We start from the raw sequence: 18,812 nt of genomic DNA on the forward strand, positions 1-18,812 counted from the left end.
GACGAGGAAAAGATCATGAATTACAAGACGTTGACCCTGACATTGCTGCTCGGCCTTGCCACCCACACCAGCCTGCAGGCCGAGGAGATGATGAACCACCAGGGGCACGACATGGCGCACATGGAGGGGATGAACCATGAGGGCCACGACATGGCCGCCATGCAAACCGAGCAGACCCTGACCCAGGGGGTCATCAGCCGCATCGACGCGGCCAACGGCAAGGTCGGCATCAAGCACGAGGCCATCGCGAACCTCAAGATGCCGGCGATGACCATGGTGTTTCGGGTGGCCGATCCCGCACTGCTCAAGGATCTGAAAGTGGGGGATGCGGTGCGCTTTCACGCCGAAAACCCGGCCGGCAAGCTCACCGTGACTGCCATCCAGAAACGGTAACCACTGCCTTGAGCCATAAAAACGGCGGGATTATCCCGCCGTTTTTATTTATGACATCACAAGATGCGGCTCTTCAGCCACGAATATGCGCGATAAAGGCGTCGATCTGCTCACGGCCGCAGGCGGGGTTCATGAAGACCGCCTTCTCCCCGGCGATATAGGAGTACTTGCCACGCTCGTCGTATTCCGAGTGCGCCACCGCCTCCACCCAGTTGGTGTAGAGCCCCACCTTGCCGCGTCCCTTGAACAGGCTGCGGTGGTACTCGGTGTTGCGTGCCAGCCGCGCCTTGTAGGCCGCATCCGGGCTGCGGGCCAGCTCGAAGGCGAACTCCGCCTCGGGGTCCTGTACCCACTCGGGGTTGTAGATCTTGAAGCCGACACTGGGCCCCTGGTTCTCCTGGGCCACCAGCTTGACGTTGCCGAGCTGGCTTAACCGGAAGCGGAAGTAGTTGGCGTTTTGCAGGCAGTGGGCCAGCACGGTGCGATAGCCCTCCACCCCCAGGTAGTTGAGGGCCGCATAGCCACCGAACAGGCCGCTCGCCCCGCGGGAGCACTCGATGGTGGACTGCAGGTGGGTCTGACCCTGAATGTCCCGCTCAAAGTAGGAGAAGTTCTCCGGGTCGTTCTCCATCGCCTTGAGATCGCTCTGCTCCTTGATCATCACCAGGCTGGAGGTGTAGGGCACATAGCCCCACTTCTGGAAGTCGACGGTGAAGGAGTCGGCATATCTGAGCTCGGCGAAGCGGCTCACGTTGCGCGCGATCCCCGCCAGGGTGGCGGCGTTGATGGCCAGCGGGTTGGCGGCAAAGTCGTAGTCCAGGAAGAAGATCATCGACCAGCCGATGGCGGCGTCGACGTGGATGTGGGGCCTGACCGCCACCTCGAACCGCTCGCAGAGGCGATCCCGCAGCTCGACCACGGGTTTGACCTGATCCACCCCGAAGGTGTCGGTGGTGCCCATGGTGAGCATGATGGTGGGCACCACGTGATGAAGGGCGAAGCAGGCGGTCAGGGTACGCTCGAGGTGGTCGAGATCGATGTCGTTGTTCTCGCCCACCTGGATGCGGATGGTCTTGTTCTCGATGTCCACCCCGAGCAGGGAGAGGTTGGTGATGTTGGAGTAGTGGCCGCCCTGGGAGTTGATGATGCGGTAGTCCTGATAGTGGCCTAGCCCCTTGTGCTTGGCCTGTGGCAGGCTCTTGCGGATGCCGAGCAGGTAGCCGTAGAGGTTACAAAACGTCCCCCCCTGGGTGAAGATGCCGGTGGCGCGGGCCGGGTCGTAACCCGCCAGCAGCGCTATCTGGCGCACCACCTTCTTCTCCAGCTCCTCGGCCACCCCGGCGTATTCGGAGTAGACCAGGTTGGGATTGGCCAGAATACCCATCTGGGCGCCATAGATGGCGGGATCCGCCGACATGGTGATGACGTTCTCGACGCTGGAGGGGTTCTCCCAATCCTTTGACAGGGCGCCGGCAAACAGCAGCTCCGCCATGGGCTCCCCCGGCGTGCGCATGGTGGCCGGCACCGGCATGGTTTCGCAGAGATCCGCCAGACGGGCGCGGCCATCGGGCCAGGCATTGAGCCGCGCAGCCGGCGCCAGTCCACGGGCGCGAAACTCGTTGAGGGTGGCAAAGCCGGGCTCGCGAAAGACCGGCCAGAGGTCGGGGTTGCGTGAGAAAAAGTGGGCTTTGACGGTGGCAAAACGGCGGGCGAATTCGGGGGAGACGGCGTTGACGCCCTCATCTTTCAGATAGACCAGGTGATTCATTTTTATACCATTGATACTGCTAAGGTGCGGTTTTTATACTCCAGTGACACCTCTATCAACAGAGACAATAACTAATGGTCTGCCCTACTTTTTGTCATGTTGGCGCCCTGACGGGCGCAGCGCCCCCTCTCCCCTCTTTTCCCCTGTTCATTTTATGATCCTGGTCATGGGCAAGGTCAGCGCAGGGCGGTCAGCAGCCATGCCGAGAATCCTTCCAGCTCGGGGTTGGCCGAAAACGTCGCCCGCCACTGACGCAGCAACGCGTCGATGGCGTCGGGACGATAGGCCACCCCGGGCAAGCGTGCGGCCAGGTCATCCAGGGGCGCAGGGTCCAGGGTGTCACTGAAGATCTGTGCCCGTCCTATCACCCCCTTCTCCACGTCGAAATGAAGATCGACCCCGCCCCAGGGGAAGCGCTCCTCCAGCAGGTGGCTGAAGGCGGGAGCATGGCCGAAGTTCCACTCCCAGCTGCGTTGGCGGACAAAAGTCTCGGCAAAGCCGGGCAGGTCGGGCATCCGCTCGGGGGAGATATGCTCGGGCGGCACCACCTCACCGTAATGGGCAAAGAAGGCGTCGCACAGGGCCTGCACCACCTGCTCATGACCCAGGCCAGGCAACAGCTCGCCAAGGTTCGCCACCCGGCTTCTCACCGAGCTGATACCCTTGGCCGCCAGCTTCTTGGGGTCGGGATTGAGGTAGTGGGCGAGGCGGCCGAGGTCAGCGTCCAGCAGCAGGGTACCGTGGTGAAAACCGCGATCATGGGTCTCCCGGTAGGCCGAACCCGACACCTTGCGATCCCCGTCCGGGGTCGCCACCAGCAGGTCGTTGCGCCCGGAGGCAAAAGCACTCACACCGAGCCTGGCGAGGGCATCAATGACGATGGTGGTGGAGACGCTCTTGTCATAGCCGGGCTTGCCCGCCATGAAAGTGAAACAGCTGTTGCCAAGGTCGTGGAACACGGCGCCGCCCCCGCTGCTGCGCCGGGCCAGGGTCACCCCGTCCTCTTCCATGCGGCGGGTGTTGCACTCCTTCCAGGGGTTCTGGGGCCGGCCTATCACCACCGTATTGTCGTTGCGCCACAGGAACAGCACCCGCTGGGCCGGGTCCATCTGGCGAAAGATGCACTCCTCCACCGCGAGGTTGAACAGGGGATCGTGGGAGTCGGAGAGTAGCAGGCGCAAGGAAGACATGACAGGACCTTCTCGGGAAACAGGAAACGGATGACTACCATACCACCCTGAACGGAGGAAGGCGTCCCCCGACCGCCACAGGTCGACACCCGATACGGACAAGAGCATCAACTTCTGATACGACAGGAGAAGATAAGAGGGAATTGCCGAAAACACGCAGTTTATCATTAACAGGTGAGAAGAGAGGCGGCAGCCATCCCTCCTGGAATGACACCTAATGCCCTTTTTACCGGGCCGGTGACGAGTCAACAAGGTTTCAAAATGAGCCGTGACGCCCATTGACGTGATGAATGACACAAAAATGACTTTTAATGCCTCCCGCGCCCCATCTTATTGGGGCTTGCTCCCCTTGCGAATAACAGGAAATTGTTTGACTCTAGCCAGAAGAGCACCTCCCGAGAGAACAGCGGTATGACGGAGTCCGATGCATCTCGCCAGCCTGTACGCTGGCTTCTGCCCTTCTGGGTGATGATTGCCACCCTGACCACGGCTCCCCTCAGGGCGGATGAGCGCGTCATCCTGCAACTTCCCTGGCAGCACCAGTTCCAGTTTGCCGGTTACTACGCCGCCATCGCCAAGGGGTTCTACCGGGAGGCCGGTCTGCAGGTCACCCTGCGGGAGGCGGGGCCGGGCACCGACGTCATCAATGAAGTCACCACGGGTCGCGCCCAGTTCGGCATCCGCGGCAGCGATCTGCTGCTGGCCCGGGCAGCAGGTCGCCCTGTGGTGGTGCTCGCCGCCATGTTGCAGCACTCCCCCCTGATGCTCATCACCCTGGAGCGGCCGGATATCCAGACTCCGGGCGATCTGGCCAACAAGCGGCTGATGCTCGAACCCGGCTCCAACGAGCTGCTCACCTACCTGCATCGCTACACTCGCAGCCGGCAGTGGGAGACCCTGCCCTACGAGCGGGGGGTACAGGCACTGCTGAGGGGCCAGGCGGACGCCATCAGCGCCTACAGCACAACCGAGCCCTTCACCCTGCAGCAACAGGGCATTCCCTACCGGGTGTTCAGCCCCCGCGACATCGGGTACGACTTCTACGGAGACAACCTCTTCACCTCGGAGAGTGAGGTCATCAACCAGCAGGAGCGGGTCCAGCGCTTCTTGCAGGCCAGCCTCAAGGGGTGGCGCTATGCCATGGATCATCCCGAAGAGATGATCAACCTGATCCTGGAGCACTACCCCAGCGGGGCCGGGCGCGAGGCGCTCGCCTTCGAGGCCCGTGAAACCCGGGCCCTGATGCAGCCCGACATCATCGAGCCCGGCTACATGCAGCAGGATCGCTGGCAGCAGATCGCCCGCACCTACCAGGAGGCCGGGATGATCAAGGCGGTGCCCAACCTCACCCCCTTCCTCTACAACAGTACCCAGGCGAGCCTTCGCCAGCAGCGCCAACTGCTCGACAGGAGCGTGGCCATCGCCATGCTGATCTCCTTCTCCCTGCTGGCCCTGCTCGGCGTCTTCCTGCACCTCTATCTGCGTCTGCGGGAAGAGGCCAGTGACCGACAGCGGCTCACCCGGGAACTGGCCCAGCGCGAGCAACACTACCGCTTCGTGGCGGAGAACAGCGGCGACGTGATCTGGACCATGGACACCGACAGCCTGCGTTTTCGTTACATCAGCCCCGCCATCGCGTCCCTGAGCGGCTATGAACCCGCCGAACTCTTTGCCCTCTCCCTGCGCCAGCTGCTCCCCGATGAGTCCTGGAAACAGCTTCGCGACGGCATCACCGCCTCCCTCGAGGCCTGGCAACGGGGGGATCATGGGCAGACCCGGTGCGTTATCCACTCCCAGCTGCGCCACAAGCAGGGTCATCTGGTGACCATCGAGACGGTCACCACCTTGCACGGCAGCACCAGCACAAGACCGGACGCCATTTTGGGGGTGACCCGGGATGTCACCGAACGTTCGGCCCGGGAGGAGATGATGCGCCGCCTCGCCTTCTATGACCCCCTCACCGGCCTGGCCAACCGCCGCCTGCTGCAACAGCGGCTCAAGGAGACCCTGGAGCAGGCTCCCCAGCAGCCCCTGGCCCTGGTCTTCATCGATCTCGACCACTTCAAACCCATCAATGACACCTTCGGCCACGAAACCGGCGACCTGCTGCTCAAGCTGGTGGCCGAGCGCATGGGGGAGTGCGTCAGGGAAGAAGATCTGGTGGCACGCCTTGGGGGGGACGAATTCGTGATCATGCTGCCCGATACGGATGCCTCGGCCCTCGCGGTCGCCGACAAGCTGCACCACTGCCTGCATCACCCCTTCCAGCTTGAACAGCAGGCGCTGCGCATCTCCGGCAGCATAGGGGTCGCCCTCTATCCGGATCACGGCACCGACCCCAAGACCCTGATGCACCACGCCGATCAGGCCATGTATCAGGCCAAGCACCATGGCCGGGGCAGGGTCTGCCTGTTTTCCTCCGGGCAGGAGCCCCTCCCCGGCACCCTGCAATGGCAGCCCGCCCACGCATGCGGCCACCCCCGCATCGATGCGGACCACCGCCAGCTCTACCTGCTGGCCAACCGCTTGCTCGAGCACATGCAGGATCCCGGCATCCATCCGGATGCCTTGCTGGCAGACATGGCGCAGATATTCGAGATGGCGCGCCAGCACTTCCTCCTCGAAGAGCAGGTCCTCGCGCAATATGGCTATGAGGAGCTGGCGGCCCATCGCCAGGAGCACCAGCATCTGCTGAAAAAAGCCGGTCAGCTGATGGCGGCCGCACAGGCGGGCACCCTTGGCAACGACGCCCTGCTCAATTTCATCATCCAGGAGCTGGTCGTGGGTCACATGAGCCAGGCGGATCGCCGTTATTTCCCCCTGATGAAAACCTGCGATGCCCGCGAGGCGGTGTGATGCCAGAAAACAGGGGGCACGTGCCCCCTGTGTTTACCTCTGACTTCGGCGAACAAGCAGGCTGTAGTAGAGCAGCGGGATCACCATCAGGGTGAGCAGGGTGGAAACCAGGATCCCGAAGATAAGGCTGATGGCGAGGCCATTGAAGATGGGGTCATCTAGGATGAAAAGCGCCCCTATCATGGCCGCCAGCGCCGTCAGCATGATGGGTTTGGCCCGCACCTGCGCCGCCTCGATCACTGCCTGTTCGAACACCACGCCACTCGCCCGCTGCTGCTCAATAAAGTCCACCAGCAGGATGCTGTTGCGCACGATGATCCCGGCCAGTGCGATCATCCCGATCATCGAGGTGGCGGTAAACTGGGCCCCCAGCAGGGCGTGGCCCGGCATCACCCCGATGAGGGTGAGCGGAATAGGGGCCATGATGATGAGCGGCACCAGATAGGAGCGGAACTGGGCCACCACCAGCAGGTAGATGAGGATCATCCCCACCCCATAGGCCAGCCCCATGTCGCGGAAGGTCTCGTAGGTTATCTTCCACTCCCCGTCCCACAACAGCGCCACCTCCCCCAGCTTGTCGGGCTGATGTACGTAATACTGTGGCAGCGAGATGTCGGCACCGGCGGCAAACATGCCGTAGAGCGGGCTGTCGGTATGGCCGCCCATGTCAGCCACCACCATCACCATGGGCTGCATGTTCTTGTGCATGAGGTAGCTGGGGGCCACCTCGTCACGACGGCTCACCAGCTCGGAGACCCGCACCAGCTGGCCGCTCTGGCTGCGCACCTTGAGAGCCAGGATGCCGGTCAGATCCCGCTTGTCACCGGGGGCGAGCTCGATGCGGATCGGCACCGGATACTTGGCGCCTTGCCCCTGCAGCCAGCTCGCATCCTGATAGCCCACCCCGCCATTGAGGGTCGCCACCAGATCCCCGAGATCGACCCCGAGCAGGGCCGCCTGGGCGCGATCCACCACCAGCCGCCACTTGGGCTGAGGGTCGGTCAGATAGATGTCCACGTCCACCAGATCCGCCGTGGCCACGAAGCGGGCCTGTACGGCGCGGGCAGCGGCTTCACGGGCGGCCTGCGTCGGACCATACACTTCCGCGACAATGGGCGACCAGACAGGCGGTCCCGGGGGCACCTCCACCACCTTGAGATTGCCCCCTGCCGCGCTGGCGATGGCCTGCAAGGGCGCACGCACCGACCGGGCAATCTCGTGACTGCTGCGATCCCGTTCATGCTTGTCCACCAGATTGACCTGGATGTCCCCCACGTTGGCGCCACTGCGGATGAAGTAGTGGCGCACCAGCCCGTTGAAGTTGATGGGGGCGGCGGTGCCGGCGTAGATCTGGTAATCCTTCACCTCGGGCACCCTGGCGAGCTCCCGACCCACCGCCAGCAGGGTGCGCTCGGTCTGCTCCAGGGTCGCCCCCTCCGGCATGTCGAGCACCAGCTGGAATTCCGACTTGTTGTCAAAGGGGAGCATCTTGAGCACCACCCACTGCACCATGGGCATGGCGGCCGCCCCCGCCACCAGCAGCAGAATGACCAGCCAGAGCTTGTGTCTGGCGCGCTTGGCGCCATCACCGATCAGGAAAGGAGTCATCAGCCGGTGAAAGAGCCCGGCCTTGGCCTCCCCGTGGGCGACATGCCCCTCGCGCTTGAGCAGGTGATTGGCCAGCCAGGGGGAGAAGATAAAGGCCACCAGCAGGGAGATGAGCATCCCCATGCTGGCATTGATGGGAATGGGGCTCATGTAGGGGCCCATCAGGCCGCTGACGAAGGCCATGGGCAGCAGGGCCGCGATGACGGTCAGGGTCGCCAGTATGGTCGGCCCCCCCACCTCGTCCACCGCGCCCGGAATGAGATCCTTGAGGGACCCCTTGCCCAAACCGCGATGACGGTGGATGTTCTCCACCACGACGATGGCGTCATCCACCAGGATGCCGATGGAGAAGATAAGGGCAAAGAGGGACACCCGGTTGAGGGTAAAGCCCCACGCCCAGCTGGCAAAGAGGGTCAGCGCCAGGGTGATGACGATGGCGACCCCCACCACCAGCGCCTCGCGCCAACCCATGCTCACCAGCACCAGCAGCACCACCGCCGTGGTGGCAAAAATGAGCTTGCCGATGAGGGTGTTGGATTTGGTCTCGGCGGTGACGCCGTAGTCACGGGTCACCGTCACCTCGACGCCAGCCGGGATGAGTCGATTCTTGAGGCTCTCGACCCGTTCTTCCACCCGCTTGGCCACCTCGACCGCGTTCTGGCCGGGCTGCTTGCCGATGGCCAGGGTCACCGCCGGATAACTGCGATCCCCCTGCCCCATCCAGCTGCGCTGCACCGGGGTCTCCTGACCCAGCGAGACCCTGGCCACATCCCCCAGATAGACCGGCTTGCCGTCGTGCAGCCCCACCACCAGTTCTCGAGCCTCCTGCTCGCTTTGCAGGAACTGCCCCACCTGCACCTTGATCTCCCGGTTATCCTGCACCACGGCCTGTTCGCTGCCTACCCGGTTGGCGGCAGAGAGACGCTGGCTCAGTTCGCCCCAGCTGATGCCATGGGCGCTGAGGGCCGCCGGGTCCGGCATCACCCGCAGCACGGCGCGCTGTCCCCCCAGGCTGTAGATGTCCCGGGTACCGGGAATGCGCTTGAGTTCGGTCTCCAGCTCGTGGGCGACCCGGGTCAGATCGGGGGCCCCCAGCTGCTTGCTCCAGAGGGTCAGACTGACGATGGGCACATCATCGATCCCCCGGGGTTTTACCAGTGGCTGACCGACTCCGATCCCCTGTGGCAACCAGTCGCGGTTGGAGTCGAGCTGGTTGTTGAGATCCACGATGGCCTGCTCCCGGCTCACGCCTACCTTGAACACCACCACCAGCAGGGCACCATCGGGTTGGGAGAAGGAGTAGAGGGTATCTATCCCCTCTATCTGGGAGACCACCTGCTCGGCAGGGGTGGTGACGAGGGATTCCACCTCTGTCGGGCTGGCACCCGGGAAGGGAATGTAGACGTCGGCGAAGGTGACATCGATCTGGGGCTCCTCCTCCTTGGGGGTCACCAGCACGGCAAAGAGGCCGAGCAACAGCCCCACCAGCGCCAGCAGCGGGGTGATGGCCGAGCCCTGAAACAGGGCCGCCAGCCGACCCGCCGGCCCCAGGCGGCCATGGCTGCCGTTCAGCTCGCTACTCATGGGGCACCTCCTGTTGACGGGTCCAGGCATCGGGGGCCAGGGTGTCACCGCCCTTGAGACCCGCCAGGACCTCGCACAGCCCAGCCTCGCAGTGGCCGACCCGCACCGGGGTCAGGGCCCAGCCCTCCCCCTCTTTGAGGTAGACGCCGTTGAACTCCCCCTGCCGCAGCAGGGCGGGCTCCGGCACTTGCAACACCTGACGCTCACCCTGTTTGAGCTGCACCTTGAGCCACATGCCGGGCAGCACCCCTGCCGTGTTCGGCGGCAGATCGAGGCGCAGCCGGAAACTGTGGCTCTGGCTGTCGGCGTAGTTGAAGCGGGTCAGCTTGACGGGAGTCACGGCCTTGCCACCGGGCAGCAGCACCTGCACATCCGACGGCTGGCCGGCGAGAGCCAGCGCGGACTGGGGCAGCTCCAGCTCCACCCTCAGCTCGCCAAGGGAGAAACCGGATAGCAGCGGCGTACCGGGGGCCACCGTCTCCCCCAGCTCCACCAGCCGCCTGGTCACCACCCCGGCGTAGGGGGCGAGGATACGGGTATAGCCGTAGGCTTCCCGGGCCTGGATGAGGGCGGCCTCGGCGGCATTGACCTCGGCGCGGGCGGCCCGATCCGTTGCCTGGGCGTTGTCGAGCTGGGCCCGGGTGATCACCCCCTTGGCGATGAGGGCCTGATAACGGGTGAGCTGGCGCTCGGCCTCCACCTGCTGGGCCTGGGCCCTGGCCACCCGCGCCTCGGCGCCGGTCACGGCGGCAGACTGCTCCTTGCCGCTTATCTCGAGCAGGGGCTGCCCGGCCTGTACCTCGTCGTTCACATCCACCAGCATGCGGGAGACCCGGCCACTGGTCTGGGCCGCGACCGTCCCCTGATGAATGGCGCTCACGGTACCGCTCAGGGTGAGCCAGTCGGTGACGCGCTGCGGGGTCAGCGTCAGCGACCCCTTGGCCTCCTCGGCCGCCACCAGGGTGGATGTCATGACCAGCAGGGTGGTCACCAGCAACCGGATTGTGTTCATCATGATTCTCCTTCCCTGGCTCATGGGCACCTTGAAAACTCAGGCAATACGGTGCTGGCGAGCCTTCTCCAGCACCCTGTTCCAGACCTTGTCCACCAGCAGGATCCCGGCCGCCATGGCCCCGATGAACAACAATATCATGGGCTGTCCGCTGGAAATGAGACTCAAGGCAGGCCCTGGACAGATACCGACCAGGCCCCAACCGATCCCGAACAGTGCGGCCCCGCCAATCAGGCGGCGATCCAGCACGGGAGCGGGAACCCGGGCCATGGGCTCCCCCAGCAGGCTCAGACGACGGGGTTTCACCAGCAGGAAGTAGCCCGGCATGAAGACAGCCAGGGCCCCTCCCATCACGAAGGCCAGGCTGGGATCCCAGGCACCGGCCAGATCGAGAAACCCGGTGACCCGCGCCGGATCCATCATCCCGGAGAGGGCCATTCCCAGCCCGAACAACAGACCCGCAAACACACTTGTCAGCAATTTCATGGCAATCAACCCGTCAAAACATGTGGTGAGTAAAGAACACGGTCGCCACGCCCATCCCCATAAAGGTGAGCGTCGCCACCACGGAGCGCGTCGACAGCCTCCCCATGCCGCAGATGCCGTGACCGCTGGTGCAGCCATTGCCAAGACGGGTGCCGATGCCCACCAGCAGGCCGGCCAGCAGCACCACGGGCCAGCCGGGCAAGGCATCAAAGGCGGGCATGGTGGCCCAACCCAGGGTCAGCGCCAGCCAGGCCCCCAGTCCCAATCCCAGCAGAAACAGCACCCGCCAGGGCGTCTTGTACTGCATTGCATCGGCCAGAATGCCGCTGATCCCGGCCACCCGGCCGTTGAACAACATCAGGATCAGGGCCGAGAGCCCCGACAGCATGCCGCCCCCCAACGAGAGCAGCCATTGGCTTTCCATCATCGAATTTCCTCATCTGAGTGACAAAAATGGGTTTGCAGCGCCGCCAGCACATCGGCCGCCGCCTCGCTCACCAGGGAGTAGTAGATCTGCTGGGAGACTTTGCGCGAGCGGATAAGGCCCTGGCGCTTCAATACCGACAGTTGCTGGGAGAAGGCCGACTGCCCGAGCTGGCTGTGGGCCAGCAGCTCCCCGACCCCCTTCTCCCCTTCCACCAGCTGGCAGAGCACCATCAGGCGTTCGGGATGAGCCAGCGCCTTGAGCAGGCCGGCGGCGGCTGTCGCATGTCGGTTCATCTCGTCGAAGTGGCTCATAAGATTAAATTAGCAATTGCTGATATTTGTTCTATTGTATAAAACAACTCTAAATTAGCAATCACTAAACAAAAGGAGACGAGAAATGACCGTCGATAACGGAGTCAGAGTGGTCGCGGGTGGCATGTTGCTGCTGTCGCTGCTGCTCACGGCCTGGGTCCACCCGGGTTTTGTCTGGTTGAGCGTCTTTGTCGGGGTCAACCTGATCCAGAGCGCGTTCACCGGGGTCTGTCCCGCCGCCGCCGTGCTCAGGCGAATGGGGCTCAAATAGGCAGGCGGACATATTGGCTCACAGGAGCCGTGTAATAGAGCGGAGGATCATTATGGCAACCATCATCATCATCGGGGCAGGGTTGGGGGGCATGTCGGCCGCCTACGAGCTCAAGGCCGAACTCGGCAAGCAGCACGACGTCATCCTGGTGAACGACAAACCCGACTTTGAATTCAACCCTTCGAACCCGTGGATTGCGGTCCGGTGACGAGAGCGCAAGGATATCTCCCTCCCCATAGAGCCTCATGTGAAGAAGAAGGGGATCCGCTTCATCCACGCCGCCCTGACCGGGTTGCAACCCCTCGAACAGCAGATCCGCCTCTCCGATGGCCAGCACCTGCACTACGACTTTCTGGTGCTCTGCACCGGCCCCGCACTCGCCTTTGAAGAGGTGCAGGGAGCAGGCCCGACGGCGGGAGGCACCGCCAGCGTCTGCACCCTCTCCCACGCAGAGGAGTGCCTGCACAGTGTCGACGGGCTGCTCGACGAACCGGGTCCGGTGATCGTCGGTGCCATGCCCGGCGCCTCCTGCTTCGGCCCGGCCTACGAATACGCCTTCATCCTCGATCGCCACCTGCGCGACAAGAAGGTGAGAAAGGACGTGCCCATGACCTTCGTCACCAGCGAACCCTACATCGGTCACCTCGGCCTCAACGGCGTGGGGGATTCCAAGGGCATGCTGGAGAGCGAGCTGCGCATGCGCGACATGCAATGGATCTGCAATGCCCGCACCGTGACGGCCAGGGATGGGGTGATGACGGTGGAGGAGCTGGATGAAGATGGCAACGTCAAGCGCACCCACAACCTCCCCTACAAGCATGCCATGATGCTGCCCGCCTTCGCCGGCATCAGCCCCCTGCGGGGCCTCGAGGGGCTGGTCAATCCCCGCGGGTTCGTCATCGTCGACGAACACCAGCGCAACCCTGTCTTCCCGCAGATTTACGCCGCCGGGGTCTGCATCGCCATCCCGCCCCAGCACAAGACGCCGGTACCGACCGGGGTGCCCAAGACCGGCTACATGATTGAGGCCATGGTGCGCACCTTAAGCCACAACATCAAGGCGGAGCTGGACGGCCAGCCCCCGGTCACCCGGGCGGTGTGGAATGCCATCTGTCTGGCGGACATGGGGGACACAGGGGCCGCCTTCGTGGCCATGCCGCAGATCCCGCCGCGCAACGTCGCCTGGTTCAAGAAAGGGAAGTGGGTCCACCTGGCCAAGATAGCGTTCGAGAAGTATTTCCTGCACAAGATGCAGGTGGGCGACACCGAACCCATCTATGAAAAACTGATGCTCAAATACCTGGGCATCGACAAGACCCGGTAACCCCCCAAGGGCCCGCCGGTGAAGGGAAGAGGGCTCCCTTCGTCGGCGCTTTCATCTCTTTTTTATTATGTTTCAATATGTTGCTATCAAGGGCTCGGGGTTTACCCAGGCCGCCGTATCGGCTACCATGTCGCCTCTTTATCACTAGCGGAGACCATCGGTGGGCAACTCATCAAGTGACGGACGCACGCCGCCCCTCGTCGTCGGCACCCTGGTCGCGAGCTAGCCGCAGGTTATTCTCTGCCGCGACTCGCCACCCTGCGAGAAGTGGATCCCTCTTTTCCCCGCTTTTCACACTTGACGTCAGGTGACGCGGACTCATCCCCCGACACCTTGCCTGCATAGTTTCTGCTTCCCAAAAGGAGGCTGCTATGCGCTTGATTTCAAACAACTCTGTCGCTGACAAATCCCCTTCCCTGCTGAGCAGACTGGGACGGGGCCTGCGACCACTCTGGCAACGTGGCAGACGGCGTCAGCACCTCTATCGGCTGCACATCCGCTGCGAAGACAGAGCCGACATGGAGCAGGTGCTGGCGGCGGTGAGCCACACCCTGCAACCGGCCGGACTCAGTCCTCTGCAGTCCATGAAGCCCGGGCGCGGTGAAGGCCGCGTGCTGGTGCTGAGCCTCTACTGCACGCCGCCCCAGCGCCGCTATCTGGTGCAGTTCATCCACCAGGTCGGGGCTGTCCACCCGGTACGCTGGGAACTGCGCCCCCGCGCCGGGGACGACGCCACCAGGCATTGACCCTCGAATGAGGCGGGTCCTTCCCGGGCAACCGTGAAGGGCCTGTACCCTGTTCTGCGCCATCCCGCTCCGTCAGGAGGCGGGTCGCGCCCTTGCATTCACCACGATGTCGACCTTGCCCCCCGTCTCTCACGCAACACGGGGGAGCAGGCTGGTCGGCATCCCCAGAAGGAGACCCTTCATGAGAATGTGGCAACAACTCGATTTTCTCGCCCTGCTCGACACCCTGGCCAGCCTGCTGCTCGCCTTCGTGCTGGGCAGCCTGGTCGGCCTGGAGCGCCAGTACCGCCAGCGCACCGCCGGCCTTCGCACCAACGTGCTGGTCGCCGTGGGGGCGGCCCTGTTCGTCAACCTGGCCCAGCGCATCTATGACCTGCATGGCGGCTGTTACGGGGTCGTCCACGTGGTGGCCTACATCGTCTCCGGCATCGGTTTTCTCGGCGCCGGCGTCATCATGCGGGAATCCGGCAACATCCGGGGCATCAACACAGCGGCCACCCTGTGGGGCGTGGCCGCGGTCGGGGCCGCCTGCGGCGCCGGGTTCGCCCTGGAGGCCATCCTCGGCGCCCTCTTCGTGCTGGCCGCCAACACCCTGCTGCGCCCCCTGGTCAACCAGATAAACCGTGACCCGGTGGACAGCATGGACACCGAAGTGACCTATCACGTGACCGCTCTCATCGGCCGCGCTCACCAGAAGGAGGTACTGCCCTGGCTCGAGCAGATGCTGGAACAGGCCCACTACCCCCTGAGCGAGCTCGACATCACCCCCTTCGGCGATCAGGATCTCGAGATCTCGGCGGCGCTGCTCGCCACCGCCATCGATGGCACCAAGCTCGATGCCCTGATGAACACGCTCGGGGAGCACCCTCACATCAAGCAGATCTTCTGGCGGGCCAGCATTACCGATTGACGCCCTCATACCAGACGCAGCACAAAAAGCCCCGCCGGATCCGGCGGGGCTTTTTCACAGGAAAGGGAAGCCGTGTGCCTAACGGCGGCTGCGCCAGCGCACCCTGGGGTTAATGACCTGGGCGGTCTGGGCTGGGGGATTGCCCGCGATGAGTTGCTGCATCATCTCGAAGGCGGCACGGGCCAGGGCCGGGCAATCCTGGGCCACGGAATCGATGCGCATGGGGATGCAGTCGAGCAGATCGTGATCGTCGAACGTACACAGGCGCATGCCGGTCTCCATCAGTTCCGCCTCGTTGAGGTAGCGCAGCACCCCCTCCAGCAGGGTGAAAGAGGCGGTAAAAAGCCCCTTCGGCGGCGCCCCGAGTTCGTCCACCAGCTCAGACATCAGCTGATAGCCCGAGCTCGGCTGGTAGTCACGGTGGCGGACCCGGTCTGAAGTGGCCTCCAGCCCGGCCCGGTGCAATCCGAGCTCGTAACCCGCCAGCCGGTGGCGGCTGGGGGAGAGATCCAGCAGACCGCCGAAGTAATAGATCTCCTCCCCGCAATCCTCGGCCATATCCTGCACCAGCTCGGCGGTAGCCTTGCAGGCGTCCGAGATCACCATGGGCAGGCGCGACTCACCGATGTGGCGGTCGAGCTGCACCACCGGCAAGCGGTCGTGGATGCGGGCATAGATGTCGTCACTGTGGCCGCTGGAGGCGACGATGAGGCCATCCACCTGACGGCTGATGAGGTTGTCCACCACCCGCTGCTCCAGGGTGGGGTCATCCTCGGAGCAGGCGATGAGCAGCTGGATCCCCGCCTCCCGACAGCGGGCCTCCAGGGCACGGGCGATGCTGGCGAAGCCGAAGTTGGTGAGGTCAGGGATCACCAGCCCCCAGGTGTAGCTGCGCACCTCCCGCAGGGAGCGGGCATGGATGCTCGGCTGATAGTGGCACTCGTCCGCCACCGCCTGGATCCGCTTGCGGGTATCGTCGGCGATGCGGTATTCCGCACTCTTGCCGTTGAGCACCAGGCTGGCGGTGGCCTTGGAGACCCCCGCAAGCGTGGCTATCTGGGCAATCGTGATCCGTTTCTTCTTCTCCACCTGACCTCCCGGCACACTGACACCGGGCTATTGTACTAGGCAGGTCGCCAGCGGCCAGTGATCGAGGCAAATTTTGCTGTCATCACCACCGTAACGTGCGGAAAGTACTGGGTTTTCGCCGGGGAAGTAACGGGTCGACAAGCTCTGGCGCCCGCCATCGACGAAGCACTCCAGGCTGGAGCGGTCACACAAGACGGTGATCTTGCCCCCAAGCCAGGGGGCGCTTCGCTCCTCCCACTCCCCGCTCTGCCAGTTCTGGCGCCGCAGGACAAGACGCCCCGGCCGCCACACCAGCTCGACCACGGCCCCGAACCCGAGGCGCCCTTCACCGCACAGCGCCACATCGAGCCAGGCCGAGTCGATGGCCAGGGCAGGCAGCTCGTCCGGTGCCCCCTCGAAGCGGGTCTGCTCCCCTTTCAGGGCGCCCAACTCTGCCACCGGCCGCTGGCAGAGCCACTCATCCTGCCAGAACAGCTCCCGCGGGCAGCTCATCTGGTGGATCCAGCCGTGCTCGAGAGTGGGCTGGCTCATCTCGTTCTCCTCCGGCAAGCCCAGCCAGCCGAACAGCAGGCGCCGCCCCTGACTGTCCTGGGTAGTCTGGGGGGCATAGAACTCGAATCCCCTGTCCAGCTCGTGGAAAGCCCCGTGGGCGAAGTGCGTCCCGTCGAAGTCACCCGCCAGCCAGCCACACTGGTAGAGGTTGCGATAATCCTCTCCCTGCGGGGCAATCCCTTGCGGGCAGCTGATCAGCACATGGCGATCTCCCAGGGGGAAGAGGTCCGGACACTCCCACATGTAGCCAAACTCCCCGAGACCGCCGCGCCCGCTGCCGGCGATGGGGCCCACCAGCGTCCAGGCATCCAGGGTGTCACCGCGATAGAGCAGCACCTCACCCCGATCGTCCAGGGTACGAGCCCCCAGCACCATCAACCACTGCCGACCGTCGTGCCACACCTTGGGGTCGCGCACATGGCCGCTGAAGCCTGCGGGCAGGTCCAGCACGGGTCCCAGCTTCTCGAAGCCGCCCTCACCGTCGGCACGGGCCAGACACTGGTAGGCGGTGCGGCTGCCGTCCGGGTATTTGACGTTGCCGGTATAGATGAGGGTCAGACGCCCCTGCTCGTCGCTCACCGCCGAGCCCGAATAGCAGCCGTGACTCTCATAGGCCTCGGTGGGCAGCAGCGCCACCGGCTCGTGCTGCCAGTGCAGCAGATCGGTGGAGGTGACATGCCCCCAGCCCTTGTTGCGGTGCTCGCAACCGAGCGGGTTCCACTGGTAGAAAAGATGGTAGCACCCGTCGTACTCGATGAAGCCGTTGGGATCGTTGAGCAGCCCCACCGGGGCTGCCAGATGCCAGCGGGGCCGATGGGGATCGGCCGCCGCCTTGAGCTGTCCGGCCAGCAGGGACCGGACAACCTGGTTCAGGAGATGGCTTTCCTTCATCACTCCACCTTGTACTTGAGCAGGTAGGAGGCGGCGAAAGCGGCGCCAAAGGCGATCACCAGACCGATGACGTAGTGGATGAGGCTCATGGGCTGGACGATGGCCATGCCCGGGATCCCGGTCAGGCCCACCGCCGTCATGCCGACCTTGGCCGCCACCACGTAGGCGCCGCCGCAGGCCCCGCCGAACAGACCGGCCAGGAAGGGCTTGATGTAGCGCAGGTTGACCCCGAAGATCGCCGCCTCGGTGATGCCGAGCAGGCAGGACATGGCCGCCGGCACCGTGATGGCCTTGATCTTCACATCGCGGGTCTTGAAGTAGACCGCGAGGCAAGCCCCACCCTGGGCCACGTTGGCCATGGCCCAGATGGGCAGCAGGAAGTTGACGCCGATGGCAGGGTTGGCCAGCAGCCCCGCCTCGATGGCGTGGAAGCTGTGGTGGATGCCGGTGATGACGATGAGCGAATAGGTGCCGCCAAACACCAGACCCGCCAGCCAGCCTGCCTGCTCATAGAGGGCGCTCAGACCGAACGAGATGCCATCCCCCAGCACCCGACCGGCGGGGCCGATGAAGAGCAGCGCCACGAAGCCGGTGATGATGACGGTCAAAAACGGGGTGAGGATGAGATCCAGGGCGTCAGGGATGCGCTTGCGCAGCTGCTTCTCCAGGTGGGACATGAACCAGACCGCCAGGAGCACCGGGAAGACGGTGCCCTGGTAGCCGATCATGGCGACATCCAGGCCGAAGAAGTCCATGGTCTTAAAGCCCCCGGCCACGCCCCAGGCGTTGGTCAGGGCCGGGTGGGTGAGAATGCCGCCGAGCGTCGCCCCCAGATAGGGGTTTCCGCCGAATTCGCGCGCCGCCGTAAAACCGATGAGGATCGGCAGGATGATGAAGGCTGCCGAGCTGAACATGTCGAGCATGACGAACAGGGCGCTGTCGGCGTTGACCCAGCCGTAGGTGCGCACCATGCCGAGCAGCCCCATCAGCAGACCGGAGGCGACGATGGCCGGAATGATGGGCACGAAGATGTTGGAGAGGGTCCGCGCCAGACGCTGGGCCACGTTGAGCTTGGCCGTCGCCATGTCGGTCAGCTCCGCCTTGCTGGCGGTGCCGGTCCCGGTCAGGGTGACGAACTCCGCATAGACCTTGTTGACCAGGCCGGTGCCGAAAATGACCTGGATCTGGCCGGCGTTGCTGAAGCACCCCTTGACCCCCTCCAGCTTGTCGATGGCGGCCTTGTTCACCTTGCTGTCGTCCGCCAGCACCAGCCGCAGCCGGGTGGCGCAGTGGGCGGCGCTGACGATGTTCTCCCTGCCCCCGAGCAGGGGCACCAGATCCTGGGCTATCGCACTGATATTCATATTCTTCCTCTTATGACCCGCCACGCTGGC

The 18,812-nt window shown here is 64.1% G+C and carries 17 protein-coding genes; 7 read left to right on the top strand and 10 right to left on the bottom strand.

Annotation, left to right across the window (positions count from 1 at the left end):
- Nucleotides 1–15: 15 nt before the first annotated feature.
- The gene (locus AB5Y64_RS06185) at nt 16–393 is read left to right on the top strand and encodes a copper-binding protein (RefSeq protein ID WP_368203487.1); all 378 of its coding nucleotides are present in this window, start codon (nt 16–18) and stop codon (nt 391–393) included.
- 73 nt (nt 394–466) lie between these two features.
- Here AB5Y64_RS06185 and AB5Y64_RS06190 read toward each other — a convergent pair whose 3' ends face one another.
- Together AB5Y64_RS06190 and AB5Y64_RS06195 are read right to left on the bottom strand one after the other, a co-directional pair.
- Nucleotides 467–2,161 (bottom strand): aspartate aminotransferase family protein, encoded by a 1,695-nt coding sequence (locus AB5Y64_RS06190; RefSeq protein WP_368203489.1) that lies wholly within the window; start codon nt 2,159–2,161, stop codon nt 467–469.
- A 176-nt stretch (nt 2,162–2,337) separates the two neighbouring features.
- Nucleotides 2,338–3,351, bottom strand: a complete 1,014-nt coding sequence (locus AB5Y64_RS06195; RefSeq protein WP_368203490.1) for a lipoate--protein ligase — start codon at nt 3,349–3,351, stop codon at nt 2,338–2,340.
- Between the two features lie 468 nt (nt 3,352–3,819).
- Between AB5Y64_RS06195 and AB5Y64_RS06200 the strand changes: the two genes are divergently transcribed.
- The gene (locus tag AB5Y64_RS06200) at nt 3,820–6,207 is read left to right on the top strand and encodes a diguanylate cyclase (protein WP_234716531.1); all 2,388 of its coding nucleotides are present in this window, start codon (nt 3,820–3,822) and stop codon (nt 6,205–6,207) included.
- A 33-nt stretch (nt 6,208–6,240) separates the two neighbouring features.
- Here the strand turns inward: AB5Y64_RS06200 and AB5Y64_RS06205 are convergent, their stop codons facing one another.
- The 5 genes from AB5Y64_RS06205 to AB5Y64_RS06225 are packed head-to-tail and all read right to left on the bottom strand — an operon-like array spanning nt 6,241 to nt 11,635.
- On the bottom strand, nt 6,241–9,399 hold the full coding sequence (locus AB5Y64_RS06205; protein ID WP_368203492.1) for an efflux RND transporter permease subunit: 3,159 nt from the start codon (nt 9,397–9,399) through the stop codon (nt 6,241–6,243).
- Nucleotides 9,392–10,411 (bottom strand): efflux RND transporter periplasmic adaptor subunit, encoded by a 1,020-nt coding sequence (locus AB5Y64_RS06210; RefSeq protein ID WP_124245132.1) that lies wholly within the window; start codon nt 10,409–10,411, stop codon nt 9,392–9,394. Before AB5Y64_RS06210 ends, AB5Y64_RS06205 begins: the two co-directional genes overlap by 8 nt.
- A gap of 39 nt (nt 10,412–10,450) precedes the next feature.
- Nucleotides 10,451–10,897, bottom strand: a complete 447-nt coding sequence (locus AB5Y64_RS06215; RefSeq protein WP_039039223.1) for a YeeE/YedE family protein — start codon at nt 10,895–10,897, stop codon at nt 10,451–10,453.
- Nucleotides 10,898–10,910: 13 nt separating this feature from the next.
- A complete protein-coding gene (locus AB5Y64_RS06220) occupies nt 10,911–11,324 on the bottom strand; it encodes a YeeE/YedE thiosulfate transporter family protein (protein ID WP_319911704.1) in 414 nt (137 codons plus the stop codon).
- Nucleotides 11,321–11,635 carry a helix-turn-helix transcriptional regulator gene (locus AB5Y64_RS06225; protein WP_039039225.1) on the bottom strand — a complete coding sequence of 105 codons (315 nt, stop codon included), beginning with the start codon at nt 11,633–11,635 and terminating at the stop codon, nt 11,321–11,323. The genes AB5Y64_RS06220 and AB5Y64_RS06225 overlap by 4 nt, the downstream gene beginning before the upstream one ends.
- A gap of 85 nt (nt 11,636–11,720) precedes the next feature.
- Here AB5Y64_RS06225 and AB5Y64_RS06230 point away from each other — a divergent pair, with 85 nt between their 5' ends.
- The 5 genes from AB5Y64_RS06230 to AB5Y64_RS06250 all read left to right on the top strand — a co-directional run bounded on the left by AB5Y64_RS06230 (nt 11,721) and on the right by AB5Y64_RS06250 (nt 14,886).
- The gene (locus AB5Y64_RS06230; protein ID WP_041213243.1) at nt 11,721–11,906 is read left to right on the top strand and encodes a DUF2892 domain-containing protein; all 186 of its coding nucleotides are present in this window, start codon (nt 11,721–11,723) and stop codon (nt 11,904–11,906) included.
- A 52-nt stretch (nt 11,907–11,958) separates the two neighbouring features.
- A complete protein-coding gene (locus AB5Y64_RS06235) occupies nt 11,959–12,114 on the top strand; it encodes an FAD-binding protein (protein WP_223931983.1) in 156 nt (51 codons plus the stop codon).
- A 39-nt stretch (nt 12,115–12,153) separates the two neighbouring features.
- Nucleotides 12,154–13,230: an NAD(P)/FAD-dependent oxidoreductase gene (locus AB5Y64_RS06240; RefSeq protein WP_223931982.1), complete on the top strand. Its 1,077-nt coding sequence runs from the start codon at nt 12,154–12,156 to the stop codon at nt 13,228–13,230.
- 371 nt (nt 13,231–13,601) lie between these two features.
- Nucleotides 13,602–13,976, top strand: coding sequence for a hypothetical protein (locus AB5Y64_RS06245; RefSeq protein ID WP_041213245.1), 375 nt, complete (start codon nt 13,602–13,604; stop codon nt 13,974–13,976).
- A 181-nt stretch (nt 13,977–14,157) separates the two neighbouring features.
- Nucleotides 14,158–14,886, top strand: coding sequence for an MgtC/SapB family protein (locus tag AB5Y64_RS06250; RefSeq protein ID WP_368203495.1), 729 nt, complete (start codon nt 14,158–14,160; stop codon nt 14,884–14,886).
- Between the two features lie 78 nt (nt 14,887–14,964).
- On the opposite strand, the gene AB5Y64_RS06255 is transcribed toward AB5Y64_RS06250, so the two are convergent.
- From AB5Y64_RS06255 to AB5Y64_RS06265, 3 genes are read right to left on the bottom strand one after another with little or no spacing between them, the layout of a single operon-like run.
- A complete protein-coding gene (locus tag AB5Y64_RS06255) occupies nt 14,965–15,975 on the bottom strand; it encodes a substrate-binding domain-containing protein (protein ID WP_041213247.1) in 1,011 nt (336 codons plus the stop codon).
- Nucleotides 15,976–16,002: 27 nt separating this feature from the next.
- Entirely contained in the window at nt 16,003–17,418 is a 1,416-nt protein-coding gene (locus AB5Y64_RS06260) for a glycoside hydrolase family 32 protein (protein WP_368203497.1), read from the bottom strand.
- On the bottom strand, nt 17,418–18,782 hold the full coding sequence (locus tag AB5Y64_RS06265; RefSeq protein ID WP_139736989.1) for a sucrose-specific PTS transporter subunit IIBC: 1,365 nt from the start codon (nt 18,780–18,782) through the stop codon (nt 17,418–17,420). Before AB5Y64_RS06265 ends, AB5Y64_RS06260 begins: the two co-directional genes overlap by 1 nt.
- Nucleotides 18,783–18,812: the final 30 nt, after the last annotated feature.

The organism is Aeromonas sp. R5-1 (assembly GCF_040908265.1).
Taxonomy (GTDB): Bacteria; Pseudomonadota; Gammaproteobacteria; order Enterobacterales; family Aeromonadaceae; genus Aeromonas; species Aeromonas caviae.